This window comes from Bacillus sp. FSL K6-0069 (assembly GCF_038007785.1).
Taxonomy (GTDB): Bacteria; Bacillota; Bacilli; order Bacillales; family Bacillaceae_G; genus Bacillus_A; species Bacillus_A mobilis.
Genome location: NZ_JBBOXN010000001.1, coordinates 1,128,835 through 1,143,955, shown reverse-complemented (window position 1 = coordinate 1,143,955; position 15,121 = coordinate 1,128,835). Strand labels below are relative to the sequence as shown.

Annotated in this window: 15 protein-coding genes and 1 pseudogene; 9 read left to right on the top strand and 7 right to left on the bottom strand. The window is 35.8% G+C overall.

Annotation, left to right across the window (positions count from 1 at the left end; genetic code table 11):
- Positions 1 to 10: 10 nt before the first annotated feature.
- Positions 11 to 715: a response regulator transcription factor gene (locus tag MHB74_RS05835; RefSeq protein ID WP_061676517.1), complete on the top strand. Its 705-nt coding sequence runs from the start codon at positions 11 to 13 to the stop codon at positions 713 to 715.
- Between the two features lie 9 nt (positions 716 to 724).
- Entirely contained in the window at positions 725 to 2,467 is a 1,743-nt protein-coding gene (locus MHB74_RS05830; protein WP_061676518.1) for a sensor histidine kinase, read from the top strand.
- Positions 2,468 to 2,786: 319 nt separating this feature from the next.
- Here MHB74_RS05830 and MHB74_RS05825 read toward each other — a convergent pair whose 3' ends face one another.
- The 3 genes and pseudogenes from MHB74_RS05825 to MHB74_RS05815 form a co-directional block, all read right to left on the bottom strand.
- Entirely contained in the window at positions 2,787 to 2,939 is a 153-nt protein-coding gene (locus MHB74_RS05825; protein ID WP_000394950.1) for a hypothetical protein, read from the bottom strand.
- A 181-nt stretch (positions 2,940 to 3,120) separates the two neighbouring features.
- Positions 3,121 to 3,486 (bottom strand): annotated as a pseudogene (locus MHB74_RS05820) (VOC family protein).
- A gap of 60 nt (positions 3,487 to 3,546) precedes the next feature.
- Positions 3,547 to 4,449 (bottom strand): AraC family transcriptional regulator, encoded by a 903-nt coding sequence (locus MHB74_RS05815; protein WP_061676519.1) that lies wholly within the window; start codon positions 4,447 to 4,449, stop codon positions 3,547 to 3,549.
- A 137-nt stretch (positions 4,450 to 4,586) separates the two neighbouring features.
- Here MHB74_RS05815 and MHB74_RS05810 point away from each other — a divergent pair, with 137 nt between their 5' ends.
- The gene (locus tag MHB74_RS05810; RefSeq protein WP_061676520.1) at positions 4,587 to 5,072 is read left to right on the top strand and encodes an RNA polymerase sigma factor; all 486 of its coding nucleotides are present in this window, start codon (positions 4,587 to 4,589) and stop codon (positions 5,070 to 5,072) included.
- Positions 5,073 to 5,077: 5 nt separating this feature from the next.
- On the top strand, positions 5,078 to 6,196 hold the full coding sequence (locus MHB74_RS05805; RefSeq protein WP_061676521.1) for an anti-sigma factor: 1,119 nt from the start codon (positions 5,078 to 5,080) through the stop codon (positions 6,194 to 6,196).
- A gap of 45 nt (positions 6,197 to 6,241) precedes the next feature.
- Here the strand turns inward: MHB74_RS05805 and MHB74_RS05800 are convergent, their stop codons facing one another.
- Complete coding sequence (locus MHB74_RS05800; protein ID WP_061676522.1) at positions 6,242 to 7,621, bottom strand: MFS transporter; 1,380 nt, start codon at positions 7,619 to 7,621, stop codon at positions 6,242 to 6,244.
- A gap of 135 nt (positions 7,622 to 7,756) precedes the next feature.
- Between MHB74_RS05800 and MHB74_RS05795 the strand changes: the two genes are divergently transcribed.
- Positions 7,757 to 8,089, top strand: a complete 333-nt coding sequence (locus MHB74_RS05795) for a winged helix-turn-helix transcriptional regulator (protein ID WP_061676523.1) — start codon at positions 7,757 to 7,759, stop codon at positions 8,087 to 8,089.
- A gap of 39 nt (positions 8,090 to 8,128) precedes the next feature.
- Here MHB74_RS05795 and MHB74_RS05790 read toward each other — a convergent pair whose 3' ends face one another.
- Positions 8,129 to 9,106 carry an HD domain-containing protein gene (locus tag MHB74_RS05790; RefSeq protein ID WP_061676524.1) on the bottom strand — a complete coding sequence of 326 codons (978 nt, stop codon included), beginning with the start codon at positions 9,104 to 9,106 and terminating at the stop codon, positions 8,129 to 8,131.
- A 486-nt stretch (positions 9,107 to 9,592) separates the two neighbouring features.
- On the opposite strand from MHB74_RS05790, the gene MHB74_RS05785 reads away from it, so the two are divergent.
- Positions 9,593 to 9,946 (top strand): DUF5412 family protein, encoded by a 354-nt coding sequence (locus MHB74_RS05785; RefSeq protein WP_061676525.1) that lies wholly within the window; start codon positions 9,593 to 9,595, stop codon positions 9,944 to 9,946.
- A 33-nt stretch (positions 9,947 to 9,979) separates the two neighbouring features.
- Entirely contained in the window at positions 9,980 to 10,870 is an 891-nt protein-coding gene (locus tag MHB74_RS05780) for a CPBP family intramembrane glutamic endopeptidase (protein ID WP_061676526.1), read from the top strand.
- A 143-nt stretch (positions 10,871 to 11,013) separates the two neighbouring features.
- Here the strand turns inward: MHB74_RS05780 and MHB74_RS05775 are convergent, their stop codons facing one another.
- Both MHB74_RS05775 and MHB74_RS05770 read right to left on the bottom strand, forming a co-directional pair.
- On the bottom strand, positions 11,014 to 12,120 hold the full coding sequence (locus tag MHB74_RS05775; RefSeq protein ID WP_061676527.1) for a metallophosphoesterase: 1,107 nt from the start codon (positions 12,118 to 12,120) through the stop codon (positions 11,014 to 11,016).
- Between the two features lie 146 nt (positions 12,121 to 12,266).
- A complete protein-coding gene (locus MHB74_RS05770; RefSeq protein ID WP_061676528.1) occupies positions 12,267 to 13,184 on the bottom strand; it encodes an alpha/beta hydrolase in 918 nt (305 codons plus the stop codon).
- A gap of 168 nt (positions 13,185 to 13,352) precedes the next feature.
- Between MHB74_RS05770 and MHB74_RS05765 the strand changes: the two genes are divergently transcribed.
- Positions 13,353 to 13,898 (top strand): TetR/AcrR family transcriptional regulator, encoded by a 546-nt coding sequence (locus MHB74_RS05765; RefSeq protein WP_061676529.1) that lies wholly within the window; start codon positions 13,353 to 13,355, stop codon positions 13,896 to 13,898.
- 157 nt (positions 13,899 to 14,055) lie between these two features.
- The gene (gene cytK2 / locus MHB74_RS05760) at positions 14,056 to 15,066 is read left to right on the top strand and encodes a beta-channel forming cytolysin CytK2 (RefSeq protein WP_061676583.1); all 1,011 of its coding nucleotides are present in this window, start codon (positions 14,056 to 14,058) and stop codon (positions 15,064 to 15,066) included.
- Positions 15,067 to 15,121: the final 55 nt, after the last annotated feature.

Genomic DNA, 15,121 nt, shown 5'->3' with positions numbered 1-15,121 from the left:
AGGGATTTTTATGTATGAAGCAAATATTTTGCTCGTTGATGATGAAACAGCAATTTTACAATTACTAACTACCATTCTTGAAAAAGAAGGTTTTTCTCATATTACAACTGCAACATCCGCTGAAATAGCGTTATCTCTCACTGAGCAAAACGATTACGATTTAATTATTTTAGATGTCATGCTTCCTGGACAATCTGGTTTTGATATTTGTCCGATCATTCGCCAAAAAACAGATTGCCCTATCTTCTTCCTCACAGCTAAAACATCTGATTTAGATAAAATATCCGGATTTTCACATGGTGCAGATGATTATATTACGAAGCCATTTAATCCACTTGAAGTAGTAGCTCGTATGAAAGCACAACTCCGTAGACATATGAAACAAGCAGTACCCAATGAACAAAAAGCACACTCCAGTTCATTTGGCAGATTTGAAATTGATCGATATTCCGCAGAACTTACAGTAGGTGGACAGGTTGTCGAATGTTCCGCCCAGCTATTTCAGCTATTACTCTTCTTTTGCGAGAATCCGAACTACGTATTTTCGAAGGAAGAAATATACGAAAAAGTTTGGGGAGCACCTGCCTACAATGGCGATGACAATACCGTTATGGTCCACATTCGAAAACTACGTGAAAAAATTGAACAAGATCCAAGTAAACCAGAATATATAAAAACTGTTCGCGGACTTGGCTATAAGTTCATTACAAAGTAGGTTGACGATATGAACTTTAATAAACGACTTATTATCCAGTTTATTATGCAACACGTATTTGTTTTGGTTACACTACTAATTGCTGTAGTAGCTGCTTTCACTTATTTAATTTTTCTTGTTACGAGTACTTCATACGAACCGAACATTCCAGACTCTGATAATTTTGTGATTGCAAGATATATTTCTTCAGAAGATGGCGATATTTCATTAAAAGCTGAAGTAAAAGACTTAATTAAAGAGAAAAATGATTGGATTCAAGTTGTAGAGGAAAACGGAAAAGTTCTCTATCACTTTAATACGCCAAATGACGTACCGACATCTTATACGAAAACATCTTTATTCTCATATATACAGAATCACATAGAAAGCCCTTATACATTTACATATTGGGAAATTGAATTAGAAGAAAAAAACGTACTTGTTATTTACGGCGGTACGTTAAAAAGCAATGAATTACTGAAATCAATCCAGAAAGAGCACCCTTCTGTATCTACGGATACATTCACATTAACAGAAGAAGAAAAACAGTTACTTTCTAAAGAAAAAGCAACGCTTCAAATCTTTAATAGTGGCGGCGAAGAAGTATTCTCCTATCCAGATGGAAAGAAAAAAACGTTTTCTGCCATACAAGCTGCTCTTAACGCAAAAGAACCGTGGAATCATAAAGAAAACACGTCTAGCTTTTACGACACAAATAGCAATCATCTTCTCGTTGTAACTGCCAAAAATGAGCACTACTACCCAGATGATGAAATAGAAGATGTATTTGCTAAAAAGTTTCTAATCGGATGCGGATTAATCCTGCTTATCGTATTTGTTTATTTAGTCATTCTTTCTATTTGGTACGGTAATAAATTTGGAAAACCGTTATTGCATGCGATGCGCTGGCTTAAGAATATAGCTGGTGGAAAGTACGAAGAACCTGTTAGTAAAAAAGGGAAACCTGTCAGGTTCCGGCGATCCGGTAAAGAAAAATGGTCATTCCGCTTATTTAGTGATGTGACAAATTCACTAGAGCATCTTTCTATTACACTTAAAAAAAATGATGCAATGAGGCAAGTATTGCAGCAAACACGTGAAGAATGGATTACCGGTCTCACGCATGATTTAAAAACGCCACTTAGCTCTATATATGGCTACGCATTATTACTAGAATCACAGCAGTACAACTGGACTGATCGTGACATTCAACAATTTGGCAGCGTTATGAAAGAGAAATCTCAATATATGACGACATTAATTGATGACTTAAGTTTAACGTATCAATTAAAAAATAACAGTCTTCCTGCGCAGCACGTAAATATTGAAATGAATCAATTCGTCCAAAAAGTATTATTACAATTCATTAATAATCCGACACTTCAAAATCAAAATATTGAATTCGTACCAAGCTCAAACAAAATTCAATATTTCATTGAAGAAAAATGGTTCCAGCGTATTATCGAAAACTTACTCGTAAACGCTGTAAAACATAATAATGAAACGACAAATGTCAGCGTAAAACTTTCCCAAAACGCTACTTCATTTACACTCTCTATTTCAGATAACGGAAAAGGAATGGATGATAAAACGAAAGAGCTTCTCTTTGAGCGCTATTACAGAGGAACAAATACAGAAGAAAGTAACATTGGAACAGGACTTGGCCTCGCCATTACGAAACAGCTCGTTCATGCTCATAACGGAACGATTTCGATTGATAGCGAACTTGGAAAAGGAACGACGATTATACTTGTGTTCCCGTTTCATTCGTAGAATAGGCGCTATGTGGCGTCTTTTCTTATGAGGGAGTTTGATGGTAAATGAAATTATGTTACTCGCCTTTTATTCTTGCTTATTGCGATAGTTCGGCGGTATATGAAATTATATTGGCGATTTTCTAGATATATCGACAATAATAACCTACTACTATACAAAGCAAAAATAAAACTATTAACAAATACATTTCTAAACTGTTATACTATAAATAGAAGTATAAACTAACTAAGTTTTGCATAAAATGAAGTAGACGAGGTGCTTCCAACACCCCGTCACTGCAACTAATTACCGCAAGGTGGAAGGTTGCAACTAAAGCTTATTTGCGCTTAGAAGACTTCCCACGCTTCGCAGGCAGACGGGTGGTCTTCTTTTTGCGCTTTTTTGCCGTTAATTTCTTAAATCCCATAACTATACCTTCTCTAGCTATAGTTTTTGTGATTTCCAACAAAATTTGCAAAAGAAATTCCATACGATTACACCTCCTTTCTTCACCAAATGAAGAAAGGGCATAACCTTCCACCCGCAATATTTAATTGCTATTTTATTTTACCATTTTCAAATGTATTACAGATAAAACAATACAAATTTAACAATCCACTCATAAAAATAACCTTTCACAACTCACTATGAAAGGTCACTCCATATTTCAGCTATTTTCCTACCAATACAAACACATTCTCATCAGGTGCTTCCATTACCGCAACATGTCCTGATTCTGTTGGAAATGGTTCGCGAATCCATTTTACATCTTTATTATCTTTTAAACTTTCATACGTTTGTTGCACATCTTCTACTAATACTTCGACTTCTATAAAATTAATATCCGGATGATTGCTTATTACTAACTACGAACTTTTCTCATCTGGAAACTTCAATCCTATTAACGTCCAAATAACCCCTTCTTCTAATTCTCTCTCTATAACCCAGTTTTGCTTCATTCCCATTTCTTTATAAAAAGAAACGGATTTTTCTATATCCTTCGTATGTATAGATACACATTCTAGTTTTTTGAACATCTTCCCATTTCCCCCTTTATAAAAAAGCGAACCATTTCTCAATGACTCGCTCTCACTCTATTATTTTTTCTTCACCGGTATCCAAAGTTCAATTTGAGCGAACTCACTTTTATCTGCATGGGAACGCTCATCGTATAGTTCAAATTCATTAACGCCGCAATGTTCGTATCCTGAATGCGGGAACCATTCTGAGAATACGGCATTCCACGTTTGGTGAATAGACGATACCATCTCTTCATGAGGAACTTTCGGTGTTGTAAACACGGCGTATGTCGCTGCCGGGAAAGTACGCTTCGCAACTTCATTTGGTACATTTTCAAAGCCTGTAACTTCCATTCCAATTATATAAGTGAAGTCCCCTGTTTCTAAATTAAAATCAGTACATAATCCAAGCTCTACCCATTGACTCGTATCTTTACGATTCGGAATCGTTGTTCCAAGATCTTTCTGTAAATATTCTTGCCAAAATGCTGGGATGTCTTGATGGTTTTTCCCTTCTTTACTTGTCGTCTTCAGTTCATAACCCGCCACTAAAAATTCTGGTTTATTTACAATACGATATTCCATTTGTATGCCTCCTAAATACGGATTTAATTTTCTTTGCTTTACATTCACACTGTAATACATCGGTGTTTCAATTTCTTGTTTTCGATATTCACTCGGTGTCATTTGAAATAATTTTTTAAAGGCTCTCGTGAACGTTTCATGAGATTGAAAGCCATGCTCAAACGCGATATCAATAACTTTTTCATCCGTATGAGAAAGTTGATAAGCTGCCCGGGCTAACCTCCTCTTTCGAACATACTCCATTACTGTATCGCCTACTAACGCCTGAAATACACGATGAAAATGCGACTCAGAAAAACCTGCAATACGTGCTAAATTACGCAGCGTCTGTTTTTCCATGACATCTTCTTCAATATAATCAATTGACCTTTGAATTTGTGTTTCATAGCTTTCCATCTCTGTTCACCCGCCTTATATGTATTATGATAAAAGAGAATCCTATCCAATTCTTGACGTTTTTTACTATAATTCCATAAAAAATTGTAACTTTTTTATATGTATTTCGTTGTTATGTATGAAGGGAGGGAAATGTAGTGAAACGCAAACAGTCATTAGAAGACATTTACTCCGAGCATATGCACGACTTATTTCGCTATCTTCTCTCCCTAACCGGAGATTCCCACTACGCGGAAGATCTCATGCAAGAAACATTTTACCGAATGCTCGTCCATATTGATTATTATAAAGGAGAAGAGATTAGGCCGTGGTTATTTACGATTGCCTACAACGCCTTTATCGATTGGTATCGAAAAGAAAAAAGATATAAAACAACGACAGTTGAAGAATTCCATTTACCAAACGTACCAAGTACAGAGCACTCTTATTTTATAAAACACGAGATTGCTAGTTGGTTAGACAGCTTATCATCCCTTCCCCTTGAAAGACGAAATGTCCTGCTACTACGAGATTACTACGGATTCTCGTATAAGGAAATAGCCGAAATGACTGGTCTCACACTAGCGAAAGTGAAAATTGAATTACACAGGGGACGAAAAGAAACGAAAAGCATAAAGGAGTGATCAGGATGGGTTGTACAGAGTTTAAAAAACTATGGGAGAAGTACGAAAACGGAACGCTCACGCATGATGAACAAGAACTGTTAGAGAGTCATATTGAGACATGTGAAGAGTGTGAAGTTTACTTAGATGAGTTGCTTTCGAAGAGTGAACCAATAAAGAAAAGGCTACCTCCACAAAATCTTAAAGTCCCGTTTTGGAAAATAAAATGGAAACAGCGTTGGCAAACCGTTAGTTTTGTCCTTGCTGTTTGTATAGCAATCTATTTTGTTGGTCATTTTTCATCATCTTTTTACTTCTATAATATGAAAAAATTAGCTGAAGTAGATGAGATTCCAGCACTCGCACTAGAAGCAACAATGCCAAATAGTCGTTCCGTTGGAGAAAGTACGAAGGTTAAACCCTTTTTCCGTACAGAAAACGAAATGAATTTCTATAAAACAATCGGTAAAAAAGAATTTCCAATTGGTACAGTAACAACACGTAGTTTCTTATCGTCTGTTACTGTCAAAAATCCATCTTGGGAAAACAGAGCCTATTCAAAAAAACTTTCCTTTGTTCATCCAAAAATTAAGGAAGAAGCTTCTTTGAAAAAATCATCTAAAAAAGTTTGGGATACACTTGGAAAAATACATGAGGGAACCGTTGCAGAAGTAGCGATATCTTTTGACAAACCTTATACGTTACAAGAAGTCGAATCAATTCTATATAGCGCATTTGAAGCACAAGAAATGCCGCCAACTCCTTTATGGTACGCTTTAGACACAGGACAAGAAAGAATAAATGAAGACGATTTTATCTTGCATAGCGGAGAGATTATCGGATTTCGAGAACATATAGACCTTCCTGATAGTGAAGCAGAGCAACCGAAAACAAAAGAAGATGAAGTAATCGAAATGATGCGCATTCTTTCTGAACATAAAAAAACTGTGAGTGAAGCTACTCGGACTCGTGAAAAAGACCTGAACTTAGATAAGCGCTATCAGTATGTAAAAGATAACGGCGTTAAAGTATACGGCATGGTCATTACTGGCCCGTCGAAAGAGTTATTAAAATTACAAAACTCGTCGCACGTTCGTTATGCGACTCTTGGAGATATTGAGGTTTGGAATTGGTTTGATTATTAATGAGAAAAGGAGAGCATCTAAAAATGATGCTCTCCTTTTTCTATTTTATTTCCTCTCCACAAACTTCCAAACTAAAAATGCGGCACATAGATAGGAAAGCCCAATAACTAAAAAACTATAGCTTGCTCCACTGTACCAACTTGATGATTCATTTAGAATGATTCCCATAATTGCTATACCAACTAATGCACCAATTTGACGATTTACATTTAAAGTTGCCCCGGCCATATTTCCATTTTCACGACCGGCAGATTTCATTACGATGGTAGTCATGGCAGGCACTGCTATACCGATTCCAAGATTAACAATACTGTATATGAATGCAATTCCTATATAACTCACATTATTTACTACAAGCATTAATAATAAAGATCCTATACTAGCTATAAATAACGCTATAAATAATAGCAACTTTGAACCAAACTTAGTCACCATTTTCGCAAATAATAAATTTCCAATAACAAATACACTCATCATTGGCAATAGTTGTAGTCCTGCTACAAACGGGCTTGCTCCATATGCTTTTTGCAAAAAGAGCCCAAACATAAATATGCCGCCAAATAAAGCAAAGTTTAATAGAAATCCAACTATATTTGCTGAGGAAAACGTCTCGTTCTGGAACAATACTCTTGGTACAACCGAGTTTTTTGATTTTCGTTCTGCATAAACAAAGAGAATAGCAGTCAATACCGTTCCCACTACTCCTCCTAATATTTGAAACGAGGACCATCCATAACTTGGACCTTCAATTAGAGTAAACGCCAATAATGTTATTGTAATTATACCGATTAAATGATTTGCTACATTTATTTTCTCCTGTTTCGATAAAACATTTGGAATAATTACAAAGGCCATTAAAATACCGACCATCCCGATTGGAAGGTTTATAATAAAAATGCTTCGCCAGCCAAATGTATTTACTAAAATGCCACCAATAAAAGGGCCCGTACCAGAAGCAATAGATACAATTGCCGACCATATACCAAACATCTTAGCTCTCTTCTTTTCATCCGGAAATGATACTACTAATAAACTAAGTGAACTTGGCATAAATAAAGCCGCTCCAACGCCTTGAAGTAATCGGCCGATAATGAGGGTGTTCCCATTTGTGGCCATCGCACATAAAAAAGATGCGAATACAAAATTGATTAAACCAACCATATACATATTTTTTGCTCCATATTGGTTAGCCAATGCCCCTCCAGCGAGTAATAATGCCGCAAAAGATAAAATATATCCGTCGACAATCCATGTTGAACTATATAATGTCAGTCCTAATGTTTCTTGAATATTCACCACTGCAACATTTACTACCGTTACGTCTAATGTTGCCATAATAAAACCCATTGCCAAAGTTATTAAAATGACGATACCTGATTTCTCTTTTGTTTGAACATCTAAATTTCTACTAGCCACTCCATTCACTTGCTAACTCCCCTCTCAAAAACTAGTAATTTACCTATATATTCCTTTAGAACTATAATAAAGAAAGTACTTTAATTATAAAAGTACTGATTTTATATATAGTACCTATACTTTTATATAGTAAGGAGCGTTTATATGGAAAATGTAAATGAAGAGATTTTATTAAAATGCCCCATTGAAAAAACAATGTCTGTAATAGGTGGAAAGTGGACTTTCTTAATTTTAAGAGATTTATTTTATGGTCCTAAACGTTTTGCTGAGCTTGAAAGACGTCTAAGTGGCATTAGCCCACGCACACTCTCTCTTCGCTTAAAAGAACTTGAACAAGAAAATATTATAAAGAGAACAATTTATTCAACTATGCCACCTCACGTGGAATATTCACTAACAAAAAAAGGGGAAACACTCCGTCCTATTTTTGACGCGATGAAGGACTGGGGAAATGAGTGGAAGATATTAGATAAATAGAAAGAAGGTATCATCTTATGTGATGATACCTTCTTTCTGTTAATTCGAAATCACTTTCACATACATCCCTCTCACCGCTTTTTCATAAGCAATTTCGCTCATCTGCCTTATGTTTTCTGATACGACAGACGATGAAACAACTTCACCTTCATGAAGTAATGGCGGATCAATGAGTCGGACTTTATTTTTCTGATACAAATCATAATCGTTTCTATCTTCTATTACTTTTACATTTGGATGGACTTTACTTAATAAAGCATGTACTTCTCGATCGTTACATTGCTGCAATTTTGAAATAAGCGACTCATCTTCAAGAAGGAAATCATCTGCATGAATAACCTTTTTATGAAGAGCTAACTTTAACGTCTTAGCTAACATGTCGTTTCCGTAAATATTCATTGGGTTCATAAAGAAATCGATTACTTCTTTATAATACGTTTCTGTAAACCATTCTGCCATTTCGACACTTTGAACAACCATTTTCCCATCTACAGCGATGACATCTTCTAAAAAACTGTGAACTTCTTCTAAAGAAACATACCCATATGTATACATATCTCGTAACGTATAATCCACTCGGTCTGCACATAATTCTGGTGCTGACCTTTCCAGTAATGTCCACTTCGAATCATCTAATAAAATATCTTCATAGTTATAACCATACTTCGCAAGGATCGCTGGAATTTCTGAGTTTTTCACGACAGAACTAAATATCTCTTCATGATAACTTTCACCCTCATTATGAAAAACGTAATCAATCACGTGGGAAAAAGCAGTATGTGATACGTCATGCAGTAAACCTGCAATTTGTTCTTCTACTGAACCACCTAGTTTTTTCACTAACAACATAACACCAACTGAATGATCAAAGCGCGTTACATTCCATTTCTCGCTCATTAAATAACTTGCACCGTTTTGATGGATGCCTTTCAACCTTTGCACAGGCTTGCTTAAAATTAATTCTTCTACTACTTGATCTACTTTAAACTCACCGTATATAACATCTGATATAACCACTTATAATCCCCCTTTATCCCGCTTTAATGGGCAGTAAGACCCCATCTCAAAATTCAGCGAAGGCAAAGAAGTTAGATGGGGGTCGGGCTGCCCATAAAAATCCGATTGGTTCAACTAATAATCAGTGGGGGATGAAGAACCCCCCCACTGATTAAAGTTTCACTTTATTTCAGCAGAGTCTTCTAATCGTACCTTTTTTATGAAATCGACATCAATAAAAATGATAAATTTAAATATATTGATATCTAGTTATTATTATTGTATATTATACATGTCTGTTATTTCTTTTAATTCATTTATTTTTATTGAGCGCTCCTTATATGGAGCCTTTTTTTATCGAAAAATATGGGGACTTTCATTCCAAATCATGAACAGAACGATAGAAATAGAAACGGACATATCCTGGTGAATAAAAAGGATAACATTGCCAGTTTTATTCTATTTTGATTTAATACAGGTATAGCTATTAAGGGAAAGAGGGGGAGCATGAAAAAGATTTTCTTCACCATTCTATTCATCATTATTGTATTAATTAGTTTAGGATATTGGAAATTCTTCACTTTATCTGGGCTTTCAGGCGGTGAACAGATTCAATCCATACAATCCCCAGATAAAACGTATACTTTACATATATACAGGCATAACGGCGGCGCAACGACTAGTTTTGCTATACGAGGAGAGCTTGTAGCAAATAATAAAAAATTTATGAACACGAAAAATATATACTGGAATTATCGTGAAGAAGATGCAACTGCACAGTGGTTAGACAATCATACAGTAATGATTAATAAACATAAATTACATGTAGAGACGGATACGTATGATTTTAGAAAAAACTAGTTTTACAGTTATAGTACGAAAGGTCGGGAATCTATGGACAGTTATTTTCCAAAAATGGGGAAGTTAATTGGTGGATTATGTGTACTTGTCATTTTGCTTTCATCCCTTTGGCTTATATGGATTGGCGAAACAAATATTCGTTATAGTGGTGATCATACGGGTACGGTGCCTTTTTGGCACAAGTGGGTCCCTGTTATGATCGGTATACTCCTTATCCGTTTCTTACCGTTTCATCATAAAAACTATAATCCTCTTCAACAGTTTGAACAAAGGCGCATCAAGATTCAAGCTATTGTCTTGTTCTTGAGCGGATCCCTCTTCACAATTAGTCTTCTCACCACGAATTTTGAAGGGATGGCATTACAATTTTGGTTTATGATATTTAAAATCATTTTATTATTATTCACGCCATTCATGCTTCTTTTGTTTTATAAAAGTAATCCCCAAAAAGAGAAACTAAAATCTATGAAATCAATAGAGAATCATAAATGGTATCGTTTTACACCACTTATTGTCATTATAATATGGGGATACTTCAACTTCTTTTCTACATTCTCTACACCATTTGTTTCGGCTAAAATGGAACCCATGGTTTTAATATTAATTTTACTTGTAGGCTTTCTTATAAATAGTGTACTGGAAGAGTTTTTTTATAGGGTTTGGTTGCAAACACGTTTGGAATTATTACTAGGCACTTGGCCGGCTATTCTTCTTACCTCATTGTTATGGGCGAGCTGGCATATTGCATTACACGGCTCTGGTCATTGGGATATTGATACCGCTACAGTTATTGTGAACCTTGGTATCGTAGGTCTATTCCTTGGATATTTGTGGGCACGTTATCGTAAAGTATGGGCAATTATTATTGTCCATGGACTAATTAATGCACATCCACTACAACTAATTGAAATTTTATTCAAGTAACGGGCGCGATTGCGAAACAAAAAAGGATTATACATATGAGTCATGTATAATCCTTTTTTTACAATTCAAATCCTAGTAACGGATGAAAATTTCAGCTTACTGCGTATGTGATTCTACTTCTAAATAAGTAAAATTTTATAACACTACTCAAACGTAACTTCCACCTGCACAATCTCAGATCTACTTCCAAGTCGAAGCGGTGGTCCCCAGAATCCGAAACCAGAAGAAACAATCGCGTGGAATGCACCTTTTTGTGCGTATCCCCAGTCTAATTCGTACATTCTTCTCGTTACAATATGATTCGGCGCCATTTGTCCGCGGTGCGTATGACCGGATAATAGTAAATCGACGCCAGTATCCGCTGCTTGTTTCAACTCAAATGGTTGGTGATCCATTGCAATAACAGGCATAGATTTATTTACCGTACTCATTAAACTTTCAAAACTTTGGCGATCTCGCTCTGTTTTATCTCTTCTTCCAACGATATAAAAATCATCTTCAATTGTAATCACTTCATCTAACAGAATACGAATATCAATCTTATCCATCTCTTGTAAAAATTCCGGAACCGCTCGTCCGTAATATTCATGGTTTCCTAACACACCATATACGCCTAGTGGGGCTTTCATTTGTTTCATAATTGGTCCCATATTTTTTTGAATGAACACACCTGGATGATCATCGATAATATCTCCTGGCAGTAAAATAATATCAGGCTCCATCTCATTTACATGACGGACAAGTCTTTTTAAATGCGCAACGCCCGATAATTTACCGAAATGCATATCCGAAGCCATCGCAATGCGTAAGCTTTTACGTCCCTCTACCTTTTTCGGTATGTGCACCTCATATTTTCTTACTACTGGGCTATATGCGTTGAATACCCCATATGCAAAAATAAAGATGAACGCAAGTAACACGGCCGTTCCTATCCAAATAATTGCCGTCTCTTTCTCCACCCCAAACTGTAGAAGGAAAACTGTAATATCAGCAAGTGGCAACAACATAAGCGCGTATTGTATGACCGCAAACCAAATTGAACCGACCGTTCGTAGAAATGGCAAAAACTTAAACACTTGCACAAGAATGTACGCATATGAAATAAAACCGACTACGAAAGCGTAATATCCCCAAGATTCCCAGCCGAACACCGTATGAAGCCAAACCCACCCGTTCCAGCCGATGTAAAACATGAGTAGTGTGTATACAATTAACATAGTAAATATATTGAAATAACGAAGATTTTTCACAGCCAGCCTCCTTCTTGATTTCTTCTATTATATCTTGTTATGCACGTTTAACGTAAATATTAAGCACAGCAATCTTCATAATAAAAACCTCTAACTGCTAGATGCAAACCTAACAATTAGAGGTGCAATTCAAAACAAAATTACTTTTACAGATTTTCGTTATAGAAACTTGTTAATTTTTCAACTGCAATTTTTACTGGTTCTGGTTGGTCGTATAAATCGTAATGACTCGCCCCTTCCACAACAAGTAAATCTTTTTTCTCTGAAGCTGCTTTCTCATACAGCTCATGACCATCTTTATAAGAACTGAATGCACCTTGCTTACTGCCGACAATAATTTGCAACGGCTGTGTTAATAATGTATCTGCTAAATGGAACGCATCAAAACCAATTACCGATCCCATGCTCGTAAAGTTTAACTTATTTGGAGAGTTAACACTTTGCCCTCGCGGTGTTGTATAATACTCAACTGCTTCTACAATATCTATATCCGTCATACTTGCTGCCTTTAATTCCTCCTTATTTTTAGGAATCCAGTTCGTAATCATTGCCTCTGCTCCGCGTGCTTCAGCAGTACGTTGTTTACCAATCGCCTCTAACACCCCAATTGGATCAGCTTCACGATTTAATCGGCCGATATTTGCACCAACAACTGTGCCAACTGCTTTAATACGGCGCTCTGTCATTGCAGCATTTACCGCATAACCACCGCCTGCACAAACACCTAACACACCGATACGTTCTTCATCTACATAAGGAAGAGTAGTTACATAATCTACTGCTGAGCGAATATCTTCAACGCGTGCAGCTGGTTCTTCCATATATCTCGGTGCACCTTCACTTTCACCTTGATACGATGCATCAAACACAAGCGTTACATAACCTTGTTCTGCTAATTTCTCCGCATATAATCCTGCTGTTTGATCTTTACAGCTACTACCTGGATGCACACAAACAATCGCTGCATTTTGTTTCTTTTCCTCAGCACCTACAGGAATATTTAAAATACCTGCAACTTGTAATCCTCTTGCATAAAAACGTACATTTCTCTTCGTAACTGCCATATATAAAACCACCCTTACTTTATTATAAATTTACACTTGTGAGAGTTAATACTCACGTGTATATTTATAATAAAACGAGCAACCACTTGTTTCAATGACCACATTTACGCATTTGGGTGATAATACACACATAACGAAATATGTGTATCAATAACGGAGGAACATCATATGGAGAAAATCGATAGAAGAATTATAAAATCACAAAACGCCATTCAATCCGCATTTATCGAAATGTTAATTGAAGATGGCTTTGACGAAATTACAGTAAAAAACATTACAGAAAAAGCGAACATCGGAAGAAAAACTTTCTACTTACACTACCTAGATAAATACAATTTATTAGACAAAATTGTGGACGACCATTTAAATCAATTAAGAGAAATATGCGATATAAAACAAACAAAAGGTTATATAGAAGGAACTGTCATATGGTTTGAATACTTCAAAGAACACAAACCATTTTTCGCATCGTTATTTAGAAGCAATAGCACATTATCATTTCAGAAAAAGTTCCTAACATTCATCATGGGAGAACTAGAAAAAAAACTAAACACGAATACGTCAGTAAATAAAAACATCGATAAACATATCGTTTTAAAATTTTTAGGAACAGCTGTCATGGGCATTTTGGAATCTTACGTATTGGATGAAATTGATAATGATGTTGAGTATGTTGCGATGCAAGTTGGGGAATTGATGAAGAGGAATATATAAACAATACAGCAGCGATTCCCTTGATAAGGATTCATAAAATTTTATTATCCAAAACTCACCTATGCAATTATGCATAACCATCCCTTCCGTTTTATTTTCATGTTACGATATAAACGAAATACGACATATATCGACAAAAATAAAAGGGAGTGATTGTATTAAACGTTCTAAAACATATTTAAAATGTTTAGCATTATCTGCTGTTTTTGCTAGTAGCGCTTTAGCACTTTCAACACCTGCTGCTTACGCTCACACGACGTCACAAGTTGTAACAGATATCGGACAAAATGCAAAAACACATACGAGCTATAATACATTTAATAATGATCAAGCTGACAATATGACAATGTCTTTAAAGGTCACTTTTATCGATGATCCAAGTGCTGATAAACAGATTGCTGTTATTAATACAACTGGTAGTTTTATAAAAGCAAATCCTACTATAAGTAGTGCGCCTATTGATAACTACCCAATCCCTGGTGCTAGTGCAACATTACGCTATCCTTCACAATATGATATTGCCTTTAATCTTCAAGATAATAGCGCTCGTTTCTTTAACGTAGCACCTACAAATGCTGTAGAAGAAACGACTGTAACATCTAGTGTATCTTATCAACTTGGCGGTTCTGTTAAAGCTTCTGTAACACCAAATGGCCCTAGTGCTGAAGCGGGTGCAACTGGCCAAGTAACTTGGTCTGACTCTGTAAGCTATAAACAAACAAGTTATAAAACAAATTTAATTGACCAAACAAATAAAAACGTAAAATGGAACGTATTCTTTAACGGATATAACAATCAAAACTGGGGTATTTACACACGTGATTCCTACCATTCTTTATACGGAAACCAACTGTTCATGTACTCTCGCACATACTTATATGAATCTGATGCAAAAGGTAATTTAATACCGATGGATCAACTACCAGCGTTAACAAATAGCGGCTTCTCTCCTGGTATGATTGCTGTTGTTATCTCTGAAAAAAATACAGACCAATCTAACTTACAAGTCGCTTATACAAAACACGCCGACGACTACCAACTTCGTCCAGGCTACACATTCGGAACTGCAAACTGGGTTGGAAACAACGTAAAAGATGTTGATCAAAAAACATTTAATAAATTGTTCACACTAGATTGGAAGAATAAGAAATTAGTTGAGAAAAAATAAAGAAAACCGAACCGCCATTTAGATGGAGGTTCGGTTTTTATGTAAATAACAAAAT

Excerpts from the sequence above, each read along its gene's own strand:
- MHB74_RS05835 (WP_061676517.1), top strand. The coding sequence starts at position 11 with ATGTATGAAGCAAATATTTTGCTCGTTGATGATGAAACAGCAATTTTA.
- MHB74_RS05830 (WP_061676518.1), top strand. The coding sequence starts at position 725 with ATGAACTTTAATAAACGACTTATTATCCAGTTTATTATGCAACACGTA.
- MHB74_RS05825 (WP_000394950.1), bottom strand. The coding sequence starts at position 2,939 with ATGGAATTTCTTTTGCAAATTTTGTTGGAAATCACAAAAACTATAGCT.
- MHB74_RS05815 (WP_061676519.1), bottom strand. The coding sequence starts at position 4,449 with ATGGAAAGCTATGAAACACAAATTCAAAGGTCAATTGATTATATTGAA.
- MHB74_RS05805 (WP_061676521.1), top strand. The coding sequence starts at position 5,078 with ATGGGTTGTACAGAGTTTAAAAAACTATGGGAGAAGTACGAAAACGGA.
- MHB74_RS05795 (WP_061676523.1), top strand. The coding sequence starts at position 7,757 with ATGGAAAATGTAAATGAAGAGATTTTATTAAAATGCCCCATTGAAAAA.
- MHB74_RS05785 (WP_061676525.1), top strand. The coding sequence starts at position 9,593 with ATGAAAAAGATTTTCTTCACCATTCTATTCATCATTATTGTATTAATT.
- MHB74_RS05780 (WP_061676526.1), top strand. The coding sequence starts at position 9,980 with ATGGACAGTTATTTTCCAAAAATGGGGAAGTTAATTGGTGGATTATGT.
- MHB74_RS05770 (WP_061676528.1), bottom strand. The coding sequence starts at position 13,184 with ATGGCAGTTACGAAGAGAAATGTACGTTTTTATGCAAGAGGATTACAA.
- MHB74_RS05765 (WP_061676529.1), top strand. The coding sequence starts at position 13,353 with ATGGAGAAAATCGATAGAAGAATTATAAAATCACAAAACGCCATTCAA.